This is a genomic window from Thermoanaerobaculia bacterium, from assembly GCA_035717485.1.
Classification (GTDB): domain Bacteria; phylum Acidobacteriota; class Thermoanaerobaculia; order UBA5066; family DATFVB01; genus DATFVB01.
Window position 1 is genome coordinate 1 of record DASTIQ010000064.1, and the last position, 19,257, is coordinate 19,257.

Sequence of the window (19,257 nt, forward strand, 5' to 3'; positions counted from 1 at the left end):
TGATTTTGATCGAGAACGGAGGGGCGACGCCGAGCGCTTTCGGTTTCGGCGACCTGGATTTCGCGGCGAAGTGGAAGGTCGTCGAAGAAACGCCCGGCTCGAAGCGCCCCGCGTTCACGGTCAACGCCGCCGTCGAGTTCCCGACGGGGAGCGAGAAGAAACAGCTCGGCTCGGGTCTGGCCGACTACGGCGTGAATCTGATTCTCCAGAAGAGCCTCTCACCCGTGACCCTGCTCCACGTCAACGCGGGCGTCCAGTTCGCCGGCAACACCCAGACCGGCGTCGTCGGAATCCACACCCCCGGACACATCCTGAGCTCGGGGGTGTCGGTGACGCGCGACTTCTCGCCCGCGCTCCATCTCGGGATCGACTTGAACGGCGCCGAGGTCCACGACGGGGGACCCAAGGAGCGACAGCTGCAGCTCACCCTCGGTGGAAACTACGCGTTCACGTCGGACGACACGTTCGATTTCGCGGTCCTCGTCGGCTGGGAAGGCGCGCCGCGCGTCGGGTTCCTCGTCGGAGTCTCGGTCACTCCGTAGCGTAACGTCGCGCCGGCTCTTCCTACTGGGCGCGGCCGGAGCCGGGCTCGTATTTCCACGCGGTCTGCGTGGCCGCTCCCTCGGCGAATCTCGTGTCGACGTATTCCTCGAACGCGATCTTCCGGTCGAGGACGCCCGTCTCGATCATGAGATCGCGGACCATGTCGAAGTCCGCCTTCCGGGGCGACAGCCGCGTGTAGATGACGCGATCGAGCGGCTCCGTCAGCGCGTGCCGCAGGATCTCGGGGCGCTGGCGATAGTAGTAGCGCGCCACGAAATCCGCGGCCAGCTCCCGGTGAGGCTTCCCTTCGTCGAGCCAGAGTCCCGATCGCGCGATGCCGTCGACGAGCACCTGGACCGCCTGCGGGCGCGTGTCGATGACGTCCTGCCGCACGACGACGACGCACGACATGAAGTCGGGCCAGTATTCGCGCGCCGGGAAGAGGACGCGGCCGTAGCCGGCGAGCTCGGCCTGCGACGGATACGGCTCTCCCATCGAGAAGGCGTCCACGGCCCCCGCCGCGAGCGCGCCCGTGACGTCGGCCGGCGACATCTCGATCATGTGGACGTCCTTCCCCGACATCCCGTTGCGCTGGAGCGCGCGGAAGACGATCAGCCTCTCGTCCGAGAAGCGGCTCGGGATCGCGATCGTCCGGCCCGCGAGATCGCGGACGGAATGGATCGGCCCGTCCTTGCGCACCACGACCGCGCTCCCGTAGCGGTGGCCGAGATAGACGATCTTGATCGGGACGCCCTGGGCGCGGAGAGCGATCGCCATCGGCGCGACCATGAAGCCGACCTGCATGCGGTTGGCGATCAGCGCCTCCTTGATCTCCGGAAATCCCTGGAACATCCGGGGGATGAAGAGGTTCCCGTCGAGCGAGTTGCGGGTGATGAAGTCGGTGACCGGGCACGCGAGGTGGCACGTGACGGGGATGTACGCGACGTTCAATTTCCGCTTCTCCGGCGGCAATCGATCGTTGAGCGCGGCCGACCAGTCGAAGTTCATCGCGAGGTGCGCGGCGGTGATCGCGATCACCCAGGCCGCCAGCCCGGAGAGCACGAGCCGGCGGGCGCGCTTCGGGGAGGACGCGCGGGTCATGCCCCCTCCGCGCGGAATCCCCAGCGCAGGGCGCGGAGCCGCGCGAGCCGCGCGATTCCGACGTTGAGCGCGAGGCCGATCACCCCGATCAGGAACATCGCCGCCACCACGAGATCGTACCGTTTCCCGGCGTTGCGGGAGTCGATGACGAGATACCCGAGGCCGGAGTTCACGGCGATCATCTCGGCGGCGACGACGACGAGCCAGGCGATCCCGAGCGCGATCCGGATCCCGCCGATCAGCTCCGGGAGCGCCGCCGGGAAGACGACCCGCGCGAGCAGCGCTCCTCGCGAAAGTCCGAAGTTCCGGCCCGCGTTCCGGTAGATCGCCGGCACGCCGCGCACGCCGTTCATCGCGGCGACGAGGATCGGGAAAACCGATCCCAGGAAGATCAGGAACGTCGCCGCCGTGTCGTTGACGCCGAAGAGGACGATCGCGACCGGGATCCATGCGAGCGGGCTGATCGGCCGCAGGAACTGGATCACGGGATTGGCCGCGCGCGCGGCCGCCGGCTGCCACCCCAGGAAGACCCCCAGGGGAATCCCGACCGCGACGGCCGCCCCGAAGCCCGCCGCGACCCGGAGGAGCGAGTCGCGCACGTAGGCGAGCAGGAGACCCTTCCGGGCGAGCTCCGCGATTCCCCTGGCCACCGCCGCCGGCGAGGGGAAAACCGTCGTCCCGGTCGCCCGGACGGCGGCATGCCAGATCGCGAGGAGAAGCGCCGCGGCGCCGAGGGGAAGGAGCACCGATTCGATCCTTCGCACGCGCATCAGATTTTGTGGGCGAGCCCGATTTCCTCGAAGATCCCGTCGCGGAGCTCGAGATACCGGCGGGAAGAAAGGTCGCGCGGGTGCGGCAGGTCGATCGGAACGATCCGGCGGATCCGCGCCGGGCGGGCCGACATGACCACGACGCGGTCGGCCAGCTGGACCGACTCTTCGATGTCGTGGGTCACGAAGAGGATCGTCTTCCTCTCCGCCTGCCAGATCCGGAGGAGCTCGCCGCGCATGACGAGCCGCGTGATCGAGTCGAGCGCGCCGAACGGCTCGTCGAGGAAGAGCGTGTCGGGGTCGACCGCGAGCGCTCGCGCCACCTCGACGCGCTGCTTCATTCCGCCCGAGAGCTCGTGGGGATACGCCCGCTCGAAGCCCGAGAGCCCGACCATGCCGACGTAGTGCGCGATGCGGCGCTCACGCTCGACGCGCGGGAGCTTCCCGAGGCCGAAGCCGATGTTCCCTTCGACGGTGAGCCACGGGAAGACGCCGCGCTCCTGGAAGACGAAGATCCGGCGCGGATCGGGGCCCCGGACCTCCTGCCCGTCGATCGTCGCCGAGCCCGCCGTCGGCGCGAGGAAGCCGGCGACGACGTTCAGGAGCGTCGACTTGCCGCAGCCGGAAGGCCCGAGGATGCACACGAACTCCCCCTCGCGAACGTCGAGGTCGATGTCCTCGAGAACGCGAACTTCGCTTCCCTCTGCGCGGAAAGTCATCCGCAGGCCGCGGATGGAGAGCTTCGCCCGGTCGGCGGCGGCGGCGGGAATCACGCCCACGACTCCTCTCCGGAATCGGCGTAGCCCCAGCGGAGCGCGGGCAGACGCTCGATCCGGCGCATGGCGGCGTCGAGCCCGACGCCGATCGCGCCGATCAAAACCATTCCCGCGACGACGAGGTCGTAGCGGTTGCCGGCGTTCCTCGCGTCGATGATCAGGAACCCGAGCCCGGAATTGACCGCGATCATCTCCGCGGCGACGACGACGAGCCAGGCGATCCCCAGGGAGAGCCGCAGCCCGACGAGGAGCCGGGGCAGGATCGCCGGAAGAAGGACCCGCCGGGCGATCTCGCCGGAGCTCAGTCCGAAGTTCCGCCCCGCGTTCCAGTGGATGTCGGGGACGTTCCCGACCGCCGTCATCGTCGCGATCGCGATCGGGAGCGACGACGCGACGAAGATGATGAAGACCGCCGACAGGTCGCCGACGCCGAACCAGAGGATCGCGAGCGGGATCCACGCGAGGGCCGAGATCGGCCGAACGAGCTCCAGCAGCGGGGCGAGAGCCATCGCCCCCCGCCGGTACCACGCGAGCGTGATCCCCAGGGGGACGCCGACGGCGACCGCGAGCAGGTAGCCCCAGGTCACGCGAAAGAGCGACGCGACCACGTGCTTGACCAGAAAACCCTTCCGCGCGAGCTCGGCGATCGCGCGGACGACCGGGAGAGGACCGGGAAGGAGCGGAAACCTTCCCGTCCGGATCGCCAGGTCCCACAGGACGATGAGCGCGGCGATTCCGGTGAACGGAAGAATCCGTTCTCCGAGTCGCGTCCGTCGTCTCGGCGAAATCCCGGGCTCCGTCAAGGCGCCGGAAAGTCTATCGGAGAATCGCTCGCGGGCCTTCTCGAACGGAAGGGAGCCGGTCCGTCCCGAAACTCATTGATCCGCGTGAACTTCCGGTGGCAGGAGGGCCGCAGGCGAAGTTCTTGCAAGAACCGGCGGGGCCACCAAAGGAAAGCAGGAGAACCGATCGATGAAGGACATCGGAAAGATTCTTCCGCGGGCAGCGACCGGGATCACGGGGATCGACGAGGTCCTGAAGGGCGGCCTGCCGGTGAACCGGCTCTATCTCCTCCAGGGGCAGCCCGGGGTGGGAAAGACGACCTTCTCGGTCCAGTTCCTGATCGAAGGAGTCCGGCAAGGCGAAAAGGGGATGTACATCACCCTCTCGGAGACCGAGGAAGAGATCCGGTCCGTCGCCGCCTCCCACGGATGGAACCTCGACGGCATCTCTCTCCAGGAGCTTTCGGCGCAGAGAGCGGCTCTCGAGCCTTCCTCGCAGAACACGCTCTTCTATCCGTCCGAGGTCGAGCTCGGCGAGACGATGCGGAGGGTTCTCGACGACATCGACCGTGTCGGCCCGAAGCGCATCGTCTTCGACTCCCTCTCGGACCTCCGCATGCTCTCGCAGAGCCCGCTCCGCTTCCGGCGGCAGATCCTGGCCCTCAAGCAGTACCTCGCCTCGCGCGACGCGACGGTGATTCTCGTCGAGGACATGTCGATCGAAGGCGGGGACCTGCAGCTCCAGAGCCTCGCCCACGGCGTGATCACGCTCGAGCAGCACTCCCCGGTCTACGGGGCCGACCGCCGGCGTCTCCGCGTCGTGAAGCTCCGCGGGTCGTCCTTCATCGCCGGATATCACGACTTCCGGATCGAGACCGGCGGAATGAAGGTCTTTCCGCGCCTGACGGCCACCGACTACCCGAGGCTCCAGAGCGAGGAACAGATCTCGAGCGACAGCCCGCAGATCGACGAGTTGATTGGAGGAGGTCTCGCCTTCGGCACGAGCACCTTGATCCTGGGGCCGGCGGGAACCGGGAAGTCGGCGCTCGCTTCGACCTACGCGTACGCCGCCGCCCGGAAAGGACACAAATCGATCTTCTTTCTCTTCGAGGAGGGTCTGGGAACGTTCTTCACGCGCGCGCGCTCGCTCGGAGCGGACCTCCTCCCCTTCGCCGAGGACGGGACGATCAGCGTCCGGCACCTGGATCCGGCCGAGCTCGCTCCGGGAGAGCTCGTCGAGCAGGTACGGGAGGCCGTGGAGAACGCCGGCGTCCGCATGGTCGTCATCGACAGTGTCGGGGGGTATCTCACGGCGATGCTCGAGGAAAACTCCCTTCTCTCGCAGATGCACGAGTTCCTGAACTACCTCCGGCGCCGGGGAGTGGTCGTGATCCTGGTGATGGCACAGCACGGCTTCCTCGGCCCCGCGATGGCGGCGCCGGTGGACGTCAGCTATCTCGCCGACAACGTCATCCTGCTGCGATATTTCGAAGCGGGGGGTCACCTTCTGAAGGCCATCTCCGTGGTCAAGAAGCGAGCCGGCTGGCACGAGACGTCGATCCGCGAGTACCGGGTGGACGCGTCCGGCGTGCGCGCGGGCAAGCCCCTCTCCGGATTCCAGGGGCTGATGACGGGAACGCCGCGCTTCACGGGGCGCGAGGAGGCGCTCCTGTCCGAGGGACATGAGCCTTCCCAATAGAGGGCCCGAGGAAATCGTCCTGATCCTGGCGCCGCGCGGACGGGACGGCGCCCTCGCGCGCGACCTGCTCGAAGCGGAAGGAATCTCGGCCCGGCTGTGCCCGGACCTCGTCGACTTCTGCGCGAAGCTCCCCGAGTCGGGCGCCGGGCTCGTCACCGAAGAGGCCCTGAGCCCCCACTTCGACTGCCTCGCCCGGGCGCTCCGCGACCAGCCGGCGTGGTCCGACTTCCCGATCGTGGTGTTCCGGTCGACCGAGCCCGACACCGCCGGACATCTCCTCGAGATGCTCGAGTACCTCGGCAACGTGACGCTCCTCGACCGGCCGGTCCGAAAGCTCAACCTCGCGACCGCCGTTCTCGCGGCGCTCCGGGCGCGCCGCCGCCAGTACGAGCTCCGCGACCGCCTCGCCGATCTCGAAGAAAACGTCCGCCAGCGCGACCGCTTCCTCGCCATCCTCGGTCACGAGCTGCGCAATCCCCTCGCCGCGATCACGGCCGCCGTCGAGCTCTCCCGGCGGCGGGGCAAGGCGGTGCTGTCGGAGGAGATCGGGGTCGTCCACCGCCAGAGCCGCCATCTCGCGCGCCTCGTCGACGACCTTCTCGACGTCTCCCGGGTGACCTCCGGCAAGATCGTGCTCGAGTGCGCGATCGTCGAGCTCGCCGAGCTCGCGGAACGGTGCGCGGAATCGCTCGCCCCTTCCGCGGCGGCCCGGGAGATCGACGTGAGCGTGATCGCGGACCGCGACGTCCGCGTCGAAGGGGATCCCGTCCGTCTCGAGCAGAGCGTCACGAACGTCCTGAACAACGCGATCAAGTACACCCCTCGCCGCGGCCACATCGTCGTCGAGGTCCGCCGCGAAGAGGGACGAGCCCTCGTCGCGATCCGCGACACGGGCGCGGGAATCTCGCCCGAGATGCTGCCGCACATCTTCAACCTCTTCACCCAGGCCCAGGACACGCTCGACCGCGCCCAGGGCGGGATGGGGATCGGTCTGACCCTGGTCAAGAGCCTCGTCTCGCTCCACGGGGGGAGGGTCGAGGCGAGGAGCGAGGGCCTCGGCCGGGGGAGCGAGTTCCGGATCTGGCTCCCGCTCGCCGCGGCCGCGCCCGCCGGCCCCGGGACGCCGCGCGACGAACCGGTCCCCGACTCGGCGACCCGCCGAATCGTGCTGATCGAGGACAACGGCGACCTCCGGGAATCGATCCGGCAGCTCCTCGAGCTCGACGGTCATTCGGTGGCGACGGCGGGAGACGGGGCGGAGGGACTCGAGCTGATCCGCTCTCTGCGCCCCGACGTCGCGCTGATCGACATCGGGCTGCCCCGTCTCGACGGATACGGGGTCGCGCGAACGGTGCGGTCCGAGCTCGGCCGCGACGCCCGGCTCATCGCGCTGACCGGATACGGCCAGGCCGAGGACCGGGAGAAGGCCGCGCGTGCGGGCTTCGACGGGCACCTCACGAAGCCGATCACGGGCCGAGCGCTGCGTCGGGTGCTTTCGGATGCCTCCCTCCCCCGCTGATCTCCCGCTCCCGCAATCTCTCGATATCTCCCGAGGGCCGTCCTCCGGCAGAGTGCGCCGAAGCGTGAGATACCCTCCTCGCCCGTTTCTCCCCGATCCCGCTTGAGCGGCGCGTTCTGGATCTCCCCGGACCCGGAGACCCCCGGAGGGTTTCGCATCCTCGCGACCGAGCCGGCCGACAATCCTCGCCGCTACGTTCTCGCCGACCGCGCCTCCGCCGGGCGGTTCCTCCGGGATCGCGGCGCCTCGGAGAGCGATATCCGCGAGGCGCTCGACGCCGCGATCCGCGAGGGACGGTCATCCGTGTTCGTCGAACCGGACGGGCCCGTCGCCTCGGACTGACCCGCGCGCCCGCTTGCGGCCGGCTTCAGGTCGACGTGATAGCTTGCCGCCGAAAACCGGAGGAAACGTCATGAGAGGTTCGCGTGCGCTCGTTACCCGGCTCGGTCTCGCCGCTCTCCTTGCCGGGGGAATCGCCCTTGGAGCCGGCGCCCCGGAGATTTCCGCCCCGCTCAAATCGGAAAAGCTCACGCTCCCGCCCGACGTTCCCGCCCCGTCCTTCGATCGGATCGAGATGCGGCGGGAAGCCGCCGGAACGTACACGGTCTCCCTCGTCCCGTCGGACCGCTCGCTCGTCCTCCCGTCGGTCGATCTGCGCCTCCTCGTCCCCCGCGTGCCGGCGCTCGCGCGCGGCAACGCCGATCTGACGAAGATCGCCCTCGTGCAGCGCGAGTTCAACCGCAACGAGGTGCACAACGATCTTCCCGGCGGTCTCGACTTCTCGATCGCGAACAACTGCCTGCGGCAGGGGCTCTGGGAGATCAAACTGACGGAAACGCGGGCGGGAAAGACGCAGACTCTCTACCACGCCTGGTTCGACTTCCCGAAGCCCGCGTATGCCGCGCTCTTCGAAGAGGTGAACGGATTTCCCTACGCCGACTGGGACGCGCTCTTCTCGAGCTACCCGAAGCTCGCCGGCCTCCCGGTGCCGCTCGCGGAGCTCCGGCGGATCGCGTCGGAGACCACTCTCCCCGCCATCGACCTCCATTCCGGCGATCCGCTCCAGCGGCTCCCCGAGCAGGCCGGGAAGGTCAAGCTGCTCCTGACGCCGATCGCGACGTACGGGGACTTCGCGGCCCCCGGAAAGCAGCCGATCGTGACCGCGCGGTTTTCCGAGCCGGGCTTCTACGACCCGAACGACCCGATGAAGTTCGACCTCGCGTGGCTCGCGCACCCGACGCGAACGATCGTCCGAAAAGCGTCGCCGCCGGCCGGCGGCGCGCCCTACTCCGAGATCGAGATCGATTTCGAAAACGGAAATCGAATTCTCTTCGCGGACTCGCGGATCGATTCCCTCGTCGGCCGGGCCGCCGCGCCCGAAGCGGAAAACGACGTCCTGAAGATCGTGTCGGGGATCGGGACGCCGACGATTCACGCGAAAGCCGGCGAGCGCGCGGCCGAGCTCGCCGAGGATCGACCGCGCTATCTCTTCCTGCTCGACTCCCGCGGCGCTCTCGCCGACAACCATTTCGGCGGCATCGACGGGATCTACCTCTGGAAGAACGCCGACGCTCCGCGCCGTCTCCAGGTCTGGATCGTCGGCTACGAGCGGATCGCGTTCGTCGCGCACGCGACGCTCGAGATGCCGTAAGGTGGACGGCGGCCCCGGACCGGCCGGCGGCGGCCGGTCGAAAGGAAACGCGATGCAGAAGATCACTCCATTTCTCTGGTTCGACGATCAGGCCGAGGAGGCGGCCCACTTCTACGTCTCCGTGTTTCGGCGATCGAAGATCGGGACCATCAGCCGCGCGGGCGAAGAGGGTCCCGACGGGAAGAAGAAAGCGCTCGTCGTCACGTTCGAGCTCGAGGAACAGACGTTCATGGCGTTGAACGGCGGCCCGCGGTACCACTTCACCCCCGCGCTCTCGCTTCTCGTCCATACCGACAGCCAGGAAGAGATCGACGATCTCTGGGAGAAGCTCTCGGCGGGCGGACGAAAGGACCGGTGCGGCTGGCTCCAGGACCGCTACGGACTCTCCTGGCAGATCGTCCCGCGAGCGCTCGGGGAGATGATGTCGGACCCGGATCCCCGGAAATCGAAGAGGGTGATGGGCGCGCTCCTCGGGATGGACCGGATCGTCATCGAAGACCTGCGGCGCGCCTATCTCAGCGACGAGGACGACACGGGCCCGGTGGTCCGAATGTGAACGTCGCCGCGATCCGGCGATATCGGGCCGGCCGCGCACCGGGACAGCCTCGGCGCGGACGGAGAACCGCGGATCGACGGTCGTCGGTGGATCGATCCCCACGGGGAGGCCGACGTCATCCACGGCCCGCGGCCGGGCGCGAGACTCGCCCGTGCTTCGTTTTGGTACGCTCCTTCGCGAGGAGACGCCGATGACCTGGATCAAGACCGTTCCCTTCCATGAAGCCGACGAGAAGCTCCTTCGGGCGTGGGAAAAGCAGCGCGACCTCTACCCGGCCGAGTACGCGGAATCGGTTCCGGCGGCGGAAGCCCGGCGCGACGACGAGATGTCGGGGGTCGTCGGCGCCCACAGCCTGATTCCGGACGCGCTCTACCACTCGTTCGCGACGTTCGGCGTCCTGATGTCTCCCGACCTGCCGCTGACGCGCCGCCAGCAGGAGATGATCACGACGGTCGTCTCGGCCGTCAACCGGTGCGTCTATTGACTGGAATCGCACGCAGAGTTTCTGCGTCGGGTCACCCTGGACGAAGAACTGGTCGCGGCGCTCCGGAACGATTACCGGACCGCGCCGATCGACGCTCCGGACCGTGCGATGCTCGACTACGCGGCGCAGCTGACGAAGGACGCGACGAAGCTCGGCCCGGGTGACCTCGAAACGCTTCGTCGGGCAGGTTTCGACGATCGCGGAATCCTCCAGATCACCCTGATCGCCTCCTGGTTCAATTACATCAACCGCGTCGCCGACGCGCTCGGCGTCGGGAGGACGTAAGCCCCGGTCCCCGGGCGCGCCGGCAGAACCTTTCGCGGGGGCCGGGGGGCGCGTCGCGCGCCCCCGGGCGCGCCCCGATTCCTCCGCGGCTCCGGGCTTCCCGCGAGAACGGATCCGCACCGCCGGCCGGCCCGCCCGCAGCCTGATGTGAATGGCTCATGGCCGGCATCGCGGAACCCGCGAACATAGCGGAAGCGTGTTCGAAGTCCCCGTTTTCCATTGAAGGAGGCGCCCATGAACGTCCAGGCCATCATGACTTCTTCTCCGTTCTTCGCGACGAGGGACGCGACCGTCAGCGATGTCGCCCGGATCATGGCCGAGAAAGAGGTCGGCGTCGTCCCGATCGTGGACGAGACCCGCCGACTGCTCGGGATCCTCACCGATCGCGACGTCTGCAAGGCGATCGCCACCACGAACTGCGCGGCCTGCGACATTCCGGCGCTCGAGCTCGCGAGCCGGCCCGTCATTTCGTGCGGACCCGAAGAAGAGCTCGAATCGGCGCTCAAGACGATGCGCGATCATCACATTCGCCGGCTGCCCGTCGTGGACGCGAAATCGAAGCTCCAGGGGATTCTTTCGATCGACGACGTCGTTCTCCGCTCCGAAGAAGCGATGGAAGCCACGCACTCGACGATCTCCTTCGGCGACGCGGTCCGCACCCTCAAGGCGATCTACGGCGAGCGCTCTCCCCGCCGGCAGCGCGTCATCTCGACGTAGCCCCGAGACCCCGTCCCGGAAAAGCGGCGGCACGCGGTTCCCGAAAGTCTCCCTACCGCCTTCCTCCGAGTCGAATCCCGGCGTGCCCGGCCCGAAGCGGCGCGCGTTCCGGCAGGGAGACGGCCGCCCTGATCGCCGCCCACCTTTCGTCCCGCCGAATGTCGGCGGCGGCGCTCACGGCTTCGATCCCTCCTTCCCTCGCCCTCCCGAAGGGCGGGGGTAAGATCGCCTCGGGCCCGGTCGTCGAACGAAAGGTCGGAAATGCAGAAGCGAAAACTCGGAAGAAGCGGCCTCGAGGTCTCCGCCCTCGGTCTCGGGTGCATGGGAATGAGCCACGGCTACGGACCGCCCCGGGACCGTGGAGAGATGATCGCGCTGCTGCGTCTCGCCGTGGATCGCGGCGTGACGTTCTTCGACACCGCGGAAATCTACGGCCCGTTCACCAACGAAGAGCTCGTCGGCGAGGCTCTCGCTCCGGTGCGCGACCGCGTCGTGATCGCGACGAAGTTCGGGTTCAAGCTGGATCGCGACGGGAAGCAGCGGGGCGTCGACAGCCGCCCGGAGCACGTGCGCGAGGTCGCGGAGGCTTCGCTCAGACGGCTTCGCACCGACGTGATCGATCTCTTCTACCAGCATCGCGTCGATCCGGAAGTGCCGATCGAGGAGGTGGCGGGAGCGGTGAACGATCTGATCCGGCAAGGGAAGGTCAGGCACTTCGGACTCTCCGAAGCGGGGGGGCAGACGATCCGGCGCGCCCACGCGGTGCAGCCGGTGACCGCCCTCCAGAGCGAGTACTCGCTCTGGTGGAGAGAGATCGAAGCGGAGGTCCTGCCGGCGCTCGAGGAGCTCGGCATCGGCCTCGTTCCCTTCAGCCCGCTCGGCCGGGGCTTCCTGACCGGAAAGATCGACGAGAACACGAAGTTCGACGAATCCGATTTCCGCAACGGACTTCCCCGGTTCTCGGCGGAGAACCGGAAGGCGAATCAGGACTTCGTGGAGTTCATCGGCCGGTTCGCGGAACGGAGGAAGGGGACGCCGGCGCAGATCGCGCTCGCGTGGCTCCTCGCGCAGAAGCCCTGGATCGTGCCGATCCCGGGGACGACCAGACTTTCCCGGCTCGACGAGAACCTCGGAGCGGCGGAGATCTCGCTCACGCCCGACGATCTCCGGGAGATCGACGAGGCGTCGAAGAGGATTTCGGTGCACGGGGCGCGCTATCCGGAGAGTCTCGCGCGAATGGTCGGTCGCTGAGCGGAGGGGTCGGACCTTCGGAAAAGGCGAGGACCGAACCGCGACGGGCGTCGCGTCCCGAGTGACGTCGCCCGCGGACCCTCCGCCGATGGGTGCTATCCTCGAAACAACCCGCGCCTTTCTCGGCGAAACATGATGGAGGTCCCATGCACTCGTCGCGCCCGTTTCGACTCCTGCTCGCGGCCTCGGTCTCCCTCGCGCTCGGGGCGTGCGCGTCGACGACGCCGGCGTTCGATGCGACCGCCGAGTCCGCCGCGTTGATGCATCGCGACGCGGAGTGGGCGGATCTCGCGGCGGCCGGCAAGGACGTCGAGCGGATCGTCTCCTACTGGACGGACGACGCGGTGATCATGGAACCCGGGCAGCCGGCCGTCGAAGGCAAGCCGGCGATTCGCGCCTATGTGGCATCGAGCTTCAAGACCCCCGGGTTCCGGATCCATTGGGTATCCCGGAAGCCGACGTTCTCGCCCGACGGCCGGATGGCCTACATGCGCGGCGCCGATGAGATGACCCTGCCGGGACCGACGGGGGACCTGACGACGCTGCACCTGCAGGGCTATTCGATCTGGAGGAAGGATTCCGACGGACAGTGGCGCTGCACCGTGGACATCGCCAACGAGGCTCCCGCAGACCCGCAACCCGCCGTGCGATAACGGAAAGCGGGTCGCCGCGACCTTACGGCGCGTCGCCCGGCAATCCACGATCCCCGATGGGATTCCACGCACTCGAGTCGACCGCGGCCGCCGGCGATCTTCGACTCGAGGTCTTCAGACGGGGACGCGCCCGGCCCTGACCACGAACCTCTTCGGCGCCGGGCCGAGATAGTGAAAGGGATAGCAGGTGACGAGGGTGAGCGACGCGTTCGGACCCGCTTCGAGCACGCTCACGTCGGAAGGGTCGACGATGGCGCGCGAATTCACGCGGTACACGAAAGCGACGCCTCCTTCGCCCGTGACCCGGATCTCGTCGTCGACACGGATCCGGGAGAGAGAGCGAAAGAACGTGTCGCGATGGCCGGCGAGCCCGACGTTGCCGATGCCGCCCGGAAACGCGGTTCCCGGGATATGGCCGACCGCGAGCCGGAGGGTCGCTTCCCCATCCCCTTCGCCGATGATGGCCGACATGCCGAGTCGTCGGATCTCGATGAGGCCGATCGCCGTTCGGTCCGCCACCTTCGCGCGCGGCGCCGCCGCCAGCATCGGCGGGAGAGTCACGGGGGTCAAGTTCCTCGAGAATGCCGCAGCGTGCGAGCTCTGGTAGGAACGGGCTTCCAGCAGCGTCAAACCGCACCAGCCGAGGCACGCGGCTCCGATCGCCCACAGCAGGCGTTCGAGTTTTCTCATCGTCGGAGGGAAAGGAAAAGAGCCGGGACCCGTGTCCCGGCTCGATCCGTGGAGTTGATCGCTCTTCCTTCGCTTACGCCATCCGGCGCGCGAAGTGGATCGCCGCGGCGGCGCCGAACGCGCCGAGGCCGATCAGGCCGAAGAGCGGCAGCGAGCTGCCCGTCCTGGGCAACTGTGCCGGGGTCTTCTCGACCACCGTCTTCTCGGCCACCGGAACCGGTTCGACGGCGGGTTTCGGAGCCGGCGCGGGCTTGACCACCGTCACCTCGGCCTGGAGCGTCGGATGGGACTCGACCGGAGTCGCGACCACCTCTTCGTGGGTGGCCTGGGCGATGACGATCGCCTTCGAGCGCGGGTACGCGAACACTTCACCCCACTCGTCGCCGGCGTAATACCAGCTCTTGAGCGCGATCGGGTTGCCTTCGAGCCTCTGGAAGTAGATGAAACCGGTCTGCCCATCGTCGGTGCGGACCCGGCGGTCGCGGATGGCGAGCACCGTCGCGACGACGGTCTTGTCGTCTTCGGTGCTGAACTGGACGATTTCCTTCTCGTCCTTGTAGTCCATCACCTTGACGACGTAGGTGCCGGGCTGAAGGATGGTGCCGGGGATCTCGGCGGCCTCCGTCAGGGTCATCTTCGCCCGGCGCTGGACGTCCTGCGCGCCGGCCTTCGCCGGCAGCAGCCACATCCCCGCGGCGAACAGAAAGAGCGTGTACAGAATTCTCGTGTGTCTCATGGTCGCAGAGCTCCTTTTCTTTCTCCTGCAGACTAGGAGGTCCGCCTCGAGGGATCCAATCGTTTGTTTCGATGGGGCTGAGACCTCGAAACGATCGTTTTCAGTCGCCCACGCGCGTCCCCGCGGACGGCGCGAGCAGGACTCCCCCGAGCAGGAGGATCCAGGCGATGAGATGCGCCCAGATCAGGAACAGCACCACGCTGCCGAGCGTGCCGTACAGCCGCGCCGTGCTCCAGAGCACCGGGACCGCCAGGGAGAATCCCACGCTGGCGGCGATCCAGCCCAGCGAGACCAGCAGCGCGACGAGCGCCATCCGGACGGCGCCCGCCCGCATGCCGTCGACGACCCGGTACGTCAGCCAGATGGCACCGAGCAGAATGCCGGGAGCCAGCAGCGCCTGCAGCACCGTGAACATCGCCGACGAGGATTCGGACAACGCGGACCGGCCGAGCAAGCCGTGCTCGATCGAGGGCGCGACGAGTAGGAAGAGCGCCGTCGCGAGGAGCGCCACCATCCAGACCGCGAGGAGCAGCATCGATCGGACGATCGACCGCCCGCTCCACTCCGGCGAGTGGACGTCCCCGGAGATCATCGAGCCGAGCGCGTCGACGCACCGCGACGTGAATCGGAACGAGCTCCAGAGCGCGAGGAGGAAGCCCCCCGTCAGCCATCCCCGGCTCGCCGACGATCGCGCCCAGCTCAGCACTTCGCCGGCGACGGGCGAACCCGGCAACACGTCGCGCAGGACTCTCCCGATCGACGCTCCGAGGCCCCCGGGAAGCCAGAGGCTGACCAGCACGATGGCGATTCCGACGAACGGCACGAGCGACAGCGCGAGATAGTAGGCGAGCTCGGCGGCCGCGCTGTTGAGCCGGCCGAGCCGCGCCAGCGTCGCCTTGAGTCGGCCCGGGTCCATCGTTCGCAGATTCATAGCACGGGTCGCCGACGCCTCGGGTTCGCCGGCGCGCCTACGGAACCGGCTTCGAAGGGGTTTCGGATGCCTTCGACGCCCACGCGATCTTCCCCGCGATGCCGAGCCAGTCGGTGCCGCTGTCGACCGACTCGATCGTGAAGGGCAGGTTCGCGGGCATCTGGAAGAGCGTCACGTCCGTGTACGTCGTGGTCAGGAAGGGGGTGATGACGTTCACGATCCAGCCGAAGACCCCTTCGCACCGCGGCGCGATCCGGACGTTGCGGAGGAGGAAGCGGCGCGCGGGAGCATCGACGACCAGGTCCGCTTTCCCTTCCGTGTCGCACACCTGCTGGAAGAACCGGCCCCGGATCTTCTTCATCTTCTCGACCGTCACGGTCAGATCGACGAGGAAACAGGTCCCGCCGCAGGGACCGAAGTGCCGCGGCTCGAGCGCGAAGTCGACATCGCGGATGACGGCCGGGATGTCCTGGCTCCACTTGGCTCGCAGGACCTCGAAGGCGGCCTGCTCGACGGGGGGCCACGGCACCTTGAACCGATACTCCCCCGTGACGACGCCTTCATCCCCGCTCCCCGCGTCCTCGAGGTGCAGCGTCGTCGCGAACGGGCCCTCGAAGACGAGCGGAACGCGCCGGTCGCCGATCTCCGCGATGGGATAGTGCACGACGAGCACGTAGTCGATGCGGTAGTCGAATCCGAGCTCGACGTCGCCGGTTGCCCGCCCGTCGACCATGGCCGCCCCGCGCGTATGCATCTCGATGTTGCTCGCCGACACGAGAGTCCCGCCCCGGTCGATGACGCCCAACTTCCCGAACAGGTCCGCGTCGACGGTCCCGGAATAGCTTCCGTCCGGCCGGGTGCGCAGCTTCCGGACCGTGAAGCGCGAGGGCGCGTCGACGCCGATCTTCGGACCTCCGGGCAGTCGGAACTGTCCCGACGTCAGGTCGAGAGCGAAGGCGGCGGCGGAGATCGTCGTCTGGAGCTTTCCGTCGTCTCCGGAACGGACGTCGAACTCGCCGTCCGTCAATTCACCGTGCGAGAACGTGCTGCGTCCGCCGACGAAGGCGACCGAGCCGTCCTCGACCTCTCCGTCGAGCCGGCCGGCGATCGCGAGCTGCGCGGGCCGATCTTTCCGCGCCGGCCGGAAGACCCCGTCCGTGACGGCGATACGCGCGGGCCTCCCCGCCCTGGGCTGCGAAGCGGTCTTGAACTGGACCATCTCGCCCAGGTCCAGCGGGCGTCCGCCGAAGGCCGCGAAGGCAGAGTCGTGGATGCGGACCTCCCGGACGAGGACCAGAAAGGAAGCGCCGACGCCCGCCGCGGCCGCGGTCTTCGGGCCCAGGACCTCGCCGCGCACGACGGACGGAATGTCCGTACGGAGGTGAAGCTTGCGGAGCGCCGACATCCCGAGACCCCGGAAGATCGCGACGATCGGCCTCCAGATTCCGCGGCCCCGGAAACGGGCGGCCGTGATTCCCTTGCCCTCTTCGAAATGGATGCTTTCGAGGAAGACGTCGGGTCGCAGGCACTTGCCGTCGACGAGGAGCTGGCCGCCGGTGACCGTGAAGTCGAGGCTTCGGACTCGCCCGTCGGCCGCCTCGGCGGCGAGCGTGGCCTTCGGCATTCCGATCACCTCTACCGTCCAGCCGGGAGACGAGGGCACGCGGCCCGCCTGCAGGTCGATCTCGACGTTGAGCTTGCCGCTCTCCACGCAGGCGGCGATCTGATCGAGCAAGGCCCGCAGGTCCGGCGTCGGAGTAGCGGGCGCCGCCGGCAGGGGCGGAGGTTCCGGCGCCTGGGCGAAGGCCGGCACCGTCGCGAGCACCAGGAAGATCGCAACCGCCTTAAAGAGACGGGCCGGGATGGAACGCATCAGCGGCAAGTCGAATCCGTTTCGGATGCCCTGGCTAGATTCGATTGACTCAACCGGCGTCGACCTCGAGGACCGGGCGCGGAATCCTTCGCGGACTCGGCGACTCGCCATGGAAGGAACTCAAGTTCGAAGCGCGAGGGAAAGCCGGGGAGCCGAAGGGTGATTACGGCTCCCCGGTGTTGACAGCCGATGAATCCCGGAAACGCCCGATACAGCGGCGTCAGTGCGGGTTGTCGTCCTTTTCCCCCTTGTCCTTCTTGGGCGGCTTCTTGTCTTTCGAGCCCTCTTTGGGCTGAGCCGGTTTCGCGGACTGCCCTGAAGGGTGGCCGGCCGCCGGCTTGCCCTCGACCCGAGCCGGCGGCTGCTCGTGCCGTTCCACGGGGGGAGCCGCCTGATGCGATGGGGGCGGCGGAGCCTCGACCCGGGCCGGCGGCTTCGTCGCTTTTTCCCGAGTTTGGGAAGGCGGCTGTGCCGCGTGGCCATGCGATTTCCCCTGCGTCTCGTGAGCCTTCGGCGCCTGCTGCTGCCGGGGCTCGGACTTCACGGTCCCGCGCGGAGCGGCGGTCTCCTGCCGCGATTCCTTCTTCGCTTTTCCGGACTCCTTCTTGCTTTCCGGTTTGGACCTCTGCTCGGACGGAGCCGCGGAACGCGCCCCCTCCTGCGACTTCGAGGTCGCGGCGGCCTTCACCTCGCGTGCGGGCGCGACGATCGCCACCTTCCGGCCCTTGCCGCCGGTCCCCTCCGCCATCGGGCGGGGCGTGGCTTTCGCGTCAGCGATGCTGCGCGTTTCGATCCGGGCGCCCCCGGCACGCTGGATCGTCTCGACGGGAATGGCCGTGTTGTGAACGATGCCGCCCGACACCGCGAAACGCGTCACCGGTTTCGTCTGCCGGAATATCGTGGCGTTCTGCTGCGCCGAGACGCGCACGGAACCGACGTTCGTTCCGACGAAACGATTGGTCGGGACGAAAACGTACTGCGACGGGCTCATGACGATCGCCCTTCCGGCGTAGCCGGACATGCCGAAGGCCAGCGTGGGAGGCAGCGGCGCCCAGCCGACATAGTTGTTGCTGTAGCTCCACGTTACCCACGCGGGGGCCCACACCGTTCCCGGAACCCAGGACCAGCCGTACCGGCCCAGGAATACCCATGTCCCGTAGTGGTAGGGGTTGCCTCCCCACGGATCGTCGGACATCCAGGTCCACCCGTATTCGGTGTAGACCCACTGGCCGTTGGTGTACGGCTGCCAGCCCGCCCCGACGTGGTGCGGGGTCCAGCAGCGTCCGTAGTTGCAGTCGTTCCACTGGCCGTAGGGGGACAGCTCGTCGTAGAACCCCCCGATCGACACGCTCACGCTGACTTGCGCCGTCGCCGGCCCTGCCGAAAAAGCGATCGCGAGCGCTCCCAGGAGAAGCGTTGCCATGGTGAATCTCTTCATGGTGTTACTCCTCAAATGACACGAGTGCACCGCATCTTCGGAGCGCTCGTTGGACCCGCACGTCTCGAGATCGACACTCCGCCACGCCCATCGTGGCTCGCGAATCGCCTAAACGACGCGTCGTCCGGAGACGAGCCTGACGATCAGAACGATGACGGCGATGACCAGAAGGATGTGAATCAGCCCACCCATCGTGTAGGAGGTGACCATCCCGATCAGCCACAGTATGAGAAGAATCACGAAAATCGTGTACAGCATCGACAGTCCTCCCATATTCGGATCGCCGATCTCGGCATCGGAGCCGGCGACCGATGTCTCCGACATCTCCAGACGCTACACGAGACGCGTCGTTCCCGCCTGATCCGGACGCACCAGCTACCCTCCGGGACCCGCCGATCCGGTGACGAGGTCCCTCATCGGGCCCCGGGGACGAGAAGTCGAGCCGACAGATACATGAGATAGATGACGAGTGCCCACAGGATCGGCGCGCTGATCATCATGGCCCAGAAGATCGGTGAATGCAGGTATGTCCAGGGTTTCGCGTCCACGACGGCTCCTTCCTCGATTTCGAGTGACTTCAAATACTCCACGAGATCGTTCTTCTCCGTCTCCGTCAGCGAGAGGTGGACGTCGTGCTCCACGTCGGCCCGACCGTCTCCGACGGCGCGCGCAGCGCCTTCGCCGTCTTCAAGCGCAGGCGCGCGGCCTCGATCGCGGCCTGGGGGGTCCTTCTCAAGTTCCGGGCGAGACGGGTGAAGCCCAGGAACGCGATCAGCCACTTGGTCGGGTCCCACTGGTACCA

Annotated in this window: 23 protein-coding genes; 11 read left to right on the forward strand and 12 right to left on the reverse strand. The window is 67.8% G+C overall.

From position 1 onward, the window contains the following. Positions 1 to 542 (forward strand): transporter (locus VFS34_03025; protein HET9793410.1); only part of this gene is annotated, 542 nt, incomplete at its 5' end. Between the two features lie 22 nt (positions 543 to 564). Here the strand turns inward: VFS34_03025 and VFS34_03030 are convergent. From VFS34_03030 to VFS34_03045, 4 genes are read right to left on the reverse strand one after another with little or no spacing between them, the layout of a single operon-like run. Continuing rightward, positions 565 to 1,644 carry an ABC transporter substrate-binding protein gene (locus tag VFS34_03030; protein ID HET9793411.1) on the reverse strand — a complete coding sequence of 360 codons (1,080 nt, stop codon included), beginning with the start codon at positions 1,642 to 1,644 and terminating at the stop codon, positions 565 to 567. Next, a complete protein-coding gene (locus VFS34_03035) occupies positions 1,641 to 2,414 on the reverse strand; it encodes an ABC transporter permease (GenBank protein ID HET9793412.1) in 774 nt (257 codons plus the stop codon). Before VFS34_03035 ends, VFS34_03030 begins: the two co-directional genes overlap by 4 nt. Then, on the reverse strand, positions 2,414 to 3,193 hold the full coding sequence (locus tag VFS34_03040; GenBank protein ID HET9793413.1) for an ABC transporter ATP-binding protein: 780 nt from the start codon (positions 3,191 to 3,193) through the stop codon (positions 2,414 to 2,416). The genes VFS34_03035 and VFS34_03040 overlap by 1 nt, the downstream gene beginning before the upstream one ends. Then, entirely contained in the window at positions 3,184 to 3,993 is an 810-nt protein-coding gene (locus VFS34_03045; GenBank protein ID HET9793414.1) for an ABC transporter permease, read from the reverse strand. Before VFS34_03045 ends, VFS34_03040 begins: the two co-directional genes overlap by 10 nt. 169 nt (positions 3,994 to 4,162) lie before the next feature. Here VFS34_03045 and VFS34_03050 point away from each other — a divergent pair, with 169 nt between their 5' ends. The 10 genes from VFS34_03050 (at position 4,163) to VFS34_03095 (ending at position 12,787) form a co-directional block, all read left to right on the forward strand. Continuing rightward, on the forward strand, positions 4,163 to 5,671 hold the full coding sequence (locus tag VFS34_03050; protein ID HET9793415.1) for an ATPase domain-containing protein: 1,509 nt from the start codon (positions 4,163 to 4,165) through the stop codon (positions 5,669 to 5,671). Further along, complete coding sequence (locus VFS34_03055) at positions 5,655 to 7,190, forward strand: ATP-binding protein (protein ID HET9793416.1); 1,536 nt, start codon at positions 5,655 to 5,657, stop codon at positions 7,188 to 7,190. The genes VFS34_03050 and VFS34_03055 overlap by 17 nt, the downstream gene beginning before the upstream one ends. Positions 7,191 to 7,292: 102 nt before the next feature. Further along, positions 7,293 to 7,532, forward strand: a complete 240-nt coding sequence (locus VFS34_03060) for a hypothetical protein (GenBank protein HET9793417.1) — start codon at positions 7,293 to 7,295, stop codon at positions 7,530 to 7,532. A 70-nt stretch (positions 7,533 to 7,602) separates the two neighbouring features. Further along, positions 7,603 to 8,841 (forward strand): hypothetical protein, encoded by a 1,239-nt coding sequence (locus VFS34_03065; protein ID HET9793418.1) that lies wholly within the window; start codon positions 7,603 to 7,605, stop codon positions 8,839 to 8,841. Positions 8,842 to 8,893: 52 nt separating this feature from the next. Next, on the forward strand, positions 8,894 to 9,397 hold the full coding sequence (locus VFS34_03070) for a VOC family protein (protein HET9793419.1): 504 nt from the start codon (positions 8,894 to 8,896) through the stop codon (positions 9,395 to 9,397). A 190-nt stretch (positions 9,398 to 9,587) separates the two neighbouring features. Next, on the forward strand, positions 9,588 to 9,881 hold the full coding sequence (locus tag VFS34_03075; GenBank protein ID HET9793420.1) for a hypothetical protein: 294 nt from the start codon (positions 9,588 to 9,590) through the stop codon (positions 9,879 to 9,881). A 108-nt stretch (positions 9,882 to 9,989) separates the two neighbouring features. After that, positions 9,990 to 10,166 (forward strand): hypothetical protein, encoded by a 177-nt coding sequence (locus VFS34_03080; protein ID HET9793421.1) that lies wholly within the window; start codon positions 9,990 to 9,992, stop codon positions 10,164 to 10,166. A 234-nt stretch (positions 10,167 to 10,400) separates the two neighbouring features. Then, positions 10,401 to 10,883 carry a CBS domain-containing protein gene (locus tag VFS34_03085; protein HET9793422.1) on the forward strand — a complete coding sequence of 161 codons (483 nt, stop codon included), beginning with the start codon at positions 10,401 to 10,403 and terminating at the stop codon, positions 10,881 to 10,883. Between the two features lie 261 nt (positions 10,884 to 11,144). Continuing rightward, positions 11,145 to 12,134, forward strand: a complete 990-nt coding sequence (locus VFS34_03090; GenBank protein HET9793423.1) for an aldo/keto reductase — start codon at positions 11,145 to 11,147, stop codon at positions 12,132 to 12,134. Positions 12,135 to 12,280: 146 nt separating this feature from the next. Next, a complete protein-coding gene (locus VFS34_03095) occupies positions 12,281 to 12,787 on the forward strand; it encodes a nuclear transport factor 2 family protein (GenBank protein HET9793424.1) in 507 nt (168 codons plus the stop codon). Between the two features lie 114 nt (positions 12,788 to 12,901). Here the strand turns inward: VFS34_03095 and VFS34_03100 are convergent, their stop codons facing one another. The 8 genes from VFS34_03100 to VFS34_03135 all read right to left on the reverse strand — a co-directional run. Further along, the gene (locus tag VFS34_03100) at positions 12,902 to 13,477 is read right to left on the reverse strand and encodes a class D sortase (GenBank protein HET9793425.1); all 576 of its coding nucleotides are present in this window, start codon (positions 13,475 to 13,477) and stop codon (positions 12,902 to 12,904) included. Positions 13,478 to 13,550: 73 nt separating this feature from the next. Further along, complete coding sequence (locus tag VFS34_03105; GenBank protein ID HET9793426.1) at positions 13,551 to 14,213, reverse strand: LPXTG cell wall anchor domain-containing protein; 663 nt, start codon at positions 14,211 to 14,213, stop codon at positions 13,551 to 13,553. 100 nt (positions 14,214 to 14,313) lie between these two features. Beyond that, a complete protein-coding gene (locus VFS34_03110) occupies positions 14,314 to 15,129 on the reverse strand; it encodes a YhjD/YihY/BrkB family envelope integrity protein (GenBank protein HET9793427.1) in 816 nt (271 codons plus the stop codon). 52 nt (positions 15,130 to 15,181) lie between these two features. Beyond that, positions 15,182 to 17,017 carry a hypothetical protein gene (locus tag VFS34_03115; protein HET9793428.1) on the reverse strand — a complete coding sequence of 612 codons (1,836 nt, stop codon included), beginning with the start codon at positions 17,015 to 17,017 and terminating at the stop codon, positions 15,182 to 15,184. Between the two features lie 220 nt (positions 17,018 to 17,237). Next, positions 17,238 to 18,455 carry a DUF6600 domain-containing protein gene (locus VFS34_03120; GenBank protein ID HET9793429.1) on the reverse strand — a complete coding sequence of 406 codons (1,218 nt, stop codon included), beginning with the start codon at positions 18,453 to 18,455 and terminating at the stop codon, positions 17,238 to 17,240. 108 nt (positions 18,456 to 18,563) lie between these two features. Beyond that, a complete protein-coding gene (locus VFS34_03125; protein HET9793430.1) occupies positions 18,564 to 18,713 on the reverse strand; it encodes a lmo0937 family membrane protein in 150 nt (49 codons plus the stop codon). Between the two features lie 155 nt (positions 18,714 to 18,868). Beyond that, entirely contained in the window at positions 18,869 to 19,096 is a 228-nt protein-coding gene (locus VFS34_03130; protein HET9793431.1) for a hypothetical protein, read from the reverse strand. Continuing rightward, on the reverse strand, positions 19,069 to 19,257 hold a 189-nt coding region (locus VFS34_03135), incomplete at its 5' end, for a hypothetical protein (GenBank protein HET9793432.1). The genes VFS34_03135 and VFS34_03130, both read right to left, overlap by 28 nt.

What these genes read in the sequence shown, in the direction of transcription:
- VFS34_03105 (HET9793426.1), bottom strand. Translation starts at nt 14,213, where the DNA reads ATGAGACACACGAGAATTCTGTACACGCTCTTTCTGTTCGCCGCGGGG.
- VFS34_03075 (HET9793420.1), top strand. Translation starts at nt 9,588, where the DNA reads ATGACCTGGATCAAGACCGTTCCCTTCCATGAAGCCGACGAGAAGCTC.
- VFS34_03110 (HET9793427.1), bottom strand. Translation starts at nt 15,129, where the DNA reads ATGGACCCGGGCCGACTCAAGGCGACGCTGGCGCGGCTCGGCCGGCTC.
- VFS34_03050 (HET9793415.1), top strand. Translation starts at nt 4,163, where the DNA reads ATGAAGGACATCGGAAAGATTCTTCCGCGGGCAGCGACCGGGATCACG.
- VFS34_03065 (HET9793418.1), top strand. Translation starts at nt 7,603, where the DNA reads ATGAGAGGTTCGCGTGCGCTCGTTACCCGGCTCGGTCTCGCCGCTCTC.
- VFS34_03085 (HET9793422.1), top strand. Translation starts at nt 10,401, where the DNA reads ATGAACGTCCAGGCCATCATGACTTCTTCTCCGTTCTTCGCGACGAGG.
- VFS34_03095 (HET9793424.1), top strand. Translation starts at nt 12,281, where the DNA reads ATGCACTCGTCGCGCCCGTTTCGACTCCTGCTCGCGGCCTCGGTCTCC.
- VFS34_03115 (HET9793428.1), bottom strand. Translation starts at nt 17,017, where the DNA reads ATGCGTTCCATCCCGGCCCGTCTCTTTAAGGCGGTTGCGATCTTCCTG.
- VFS34_03055 (HET9793416.1), top strand. Translation starts at nt 5,655, where the DNA reads ATGAGCCTTCCCAATAGAGGGCCCGAGGAAATCGTCCTGATCCTGGCG.
- VFS34_03080 (HET9793421.1), top strand. Translation starts at nt 9,990, where the DNA reads ATGCTCGACTACGCGGCGCAGCTGACGAAGGACGCGACGAAGCTCGGC.
- VFS34_03120 (HET9793429.1), bottom strand. Translation starts at nt 18,455, where the DNA reads ATGAAGAGATTCACCATGGCAACGCTTCTCCTGGGAGCGCTCGCGATC.
- VFS34_03100 (HET9793425.1), bottom strand. Translation starts at nt 13,477, where the DNA reads ATGAGAAAACTCGAACGCCTGCTGTGGGCGATCGGAGCCGCGTGCCTC.
- VFS34_03125 (HET9793430.1), bottom strand. Translation starts at nt 18,713, where the DNA reads ATGCTGTACACGATTTTCGTGATTCTTCTCATACTGTGGCTGATCGGG.
- VFS34_03090 (HET9793423.1), top strand. Translation starts at nt 11,145, where the DNA reads ATGCAGAAGCGAAAACTCGGAAGAAGCGGCCTCGAGGTCTCCGCCCTC.
- VFS34_03070 (HET9793419.1), top strand. Translation starts at nt 8,894, where the DNA reads ATGCAGAAGATCACTCCATTTCTCTGGTTCGACGATCAGGCCGAGGAG.
- VFS34_03035 (HET9793412.1), bottom strand. Translation starts at nt 2,414, where the DNA reads ATGCGCGTGCGAAGGATCGAATCGGTGCTCCTTCCCCTCGGCGCCGCG.
- VFS34_03030 (HET9793411.1), bottom strand. Translation starts at nt 1,644, where the DNA reads ATGACCCGCGCGTCCTCCCCGAAGCGCGCCCGCCGGCTCGTGCTCTCC.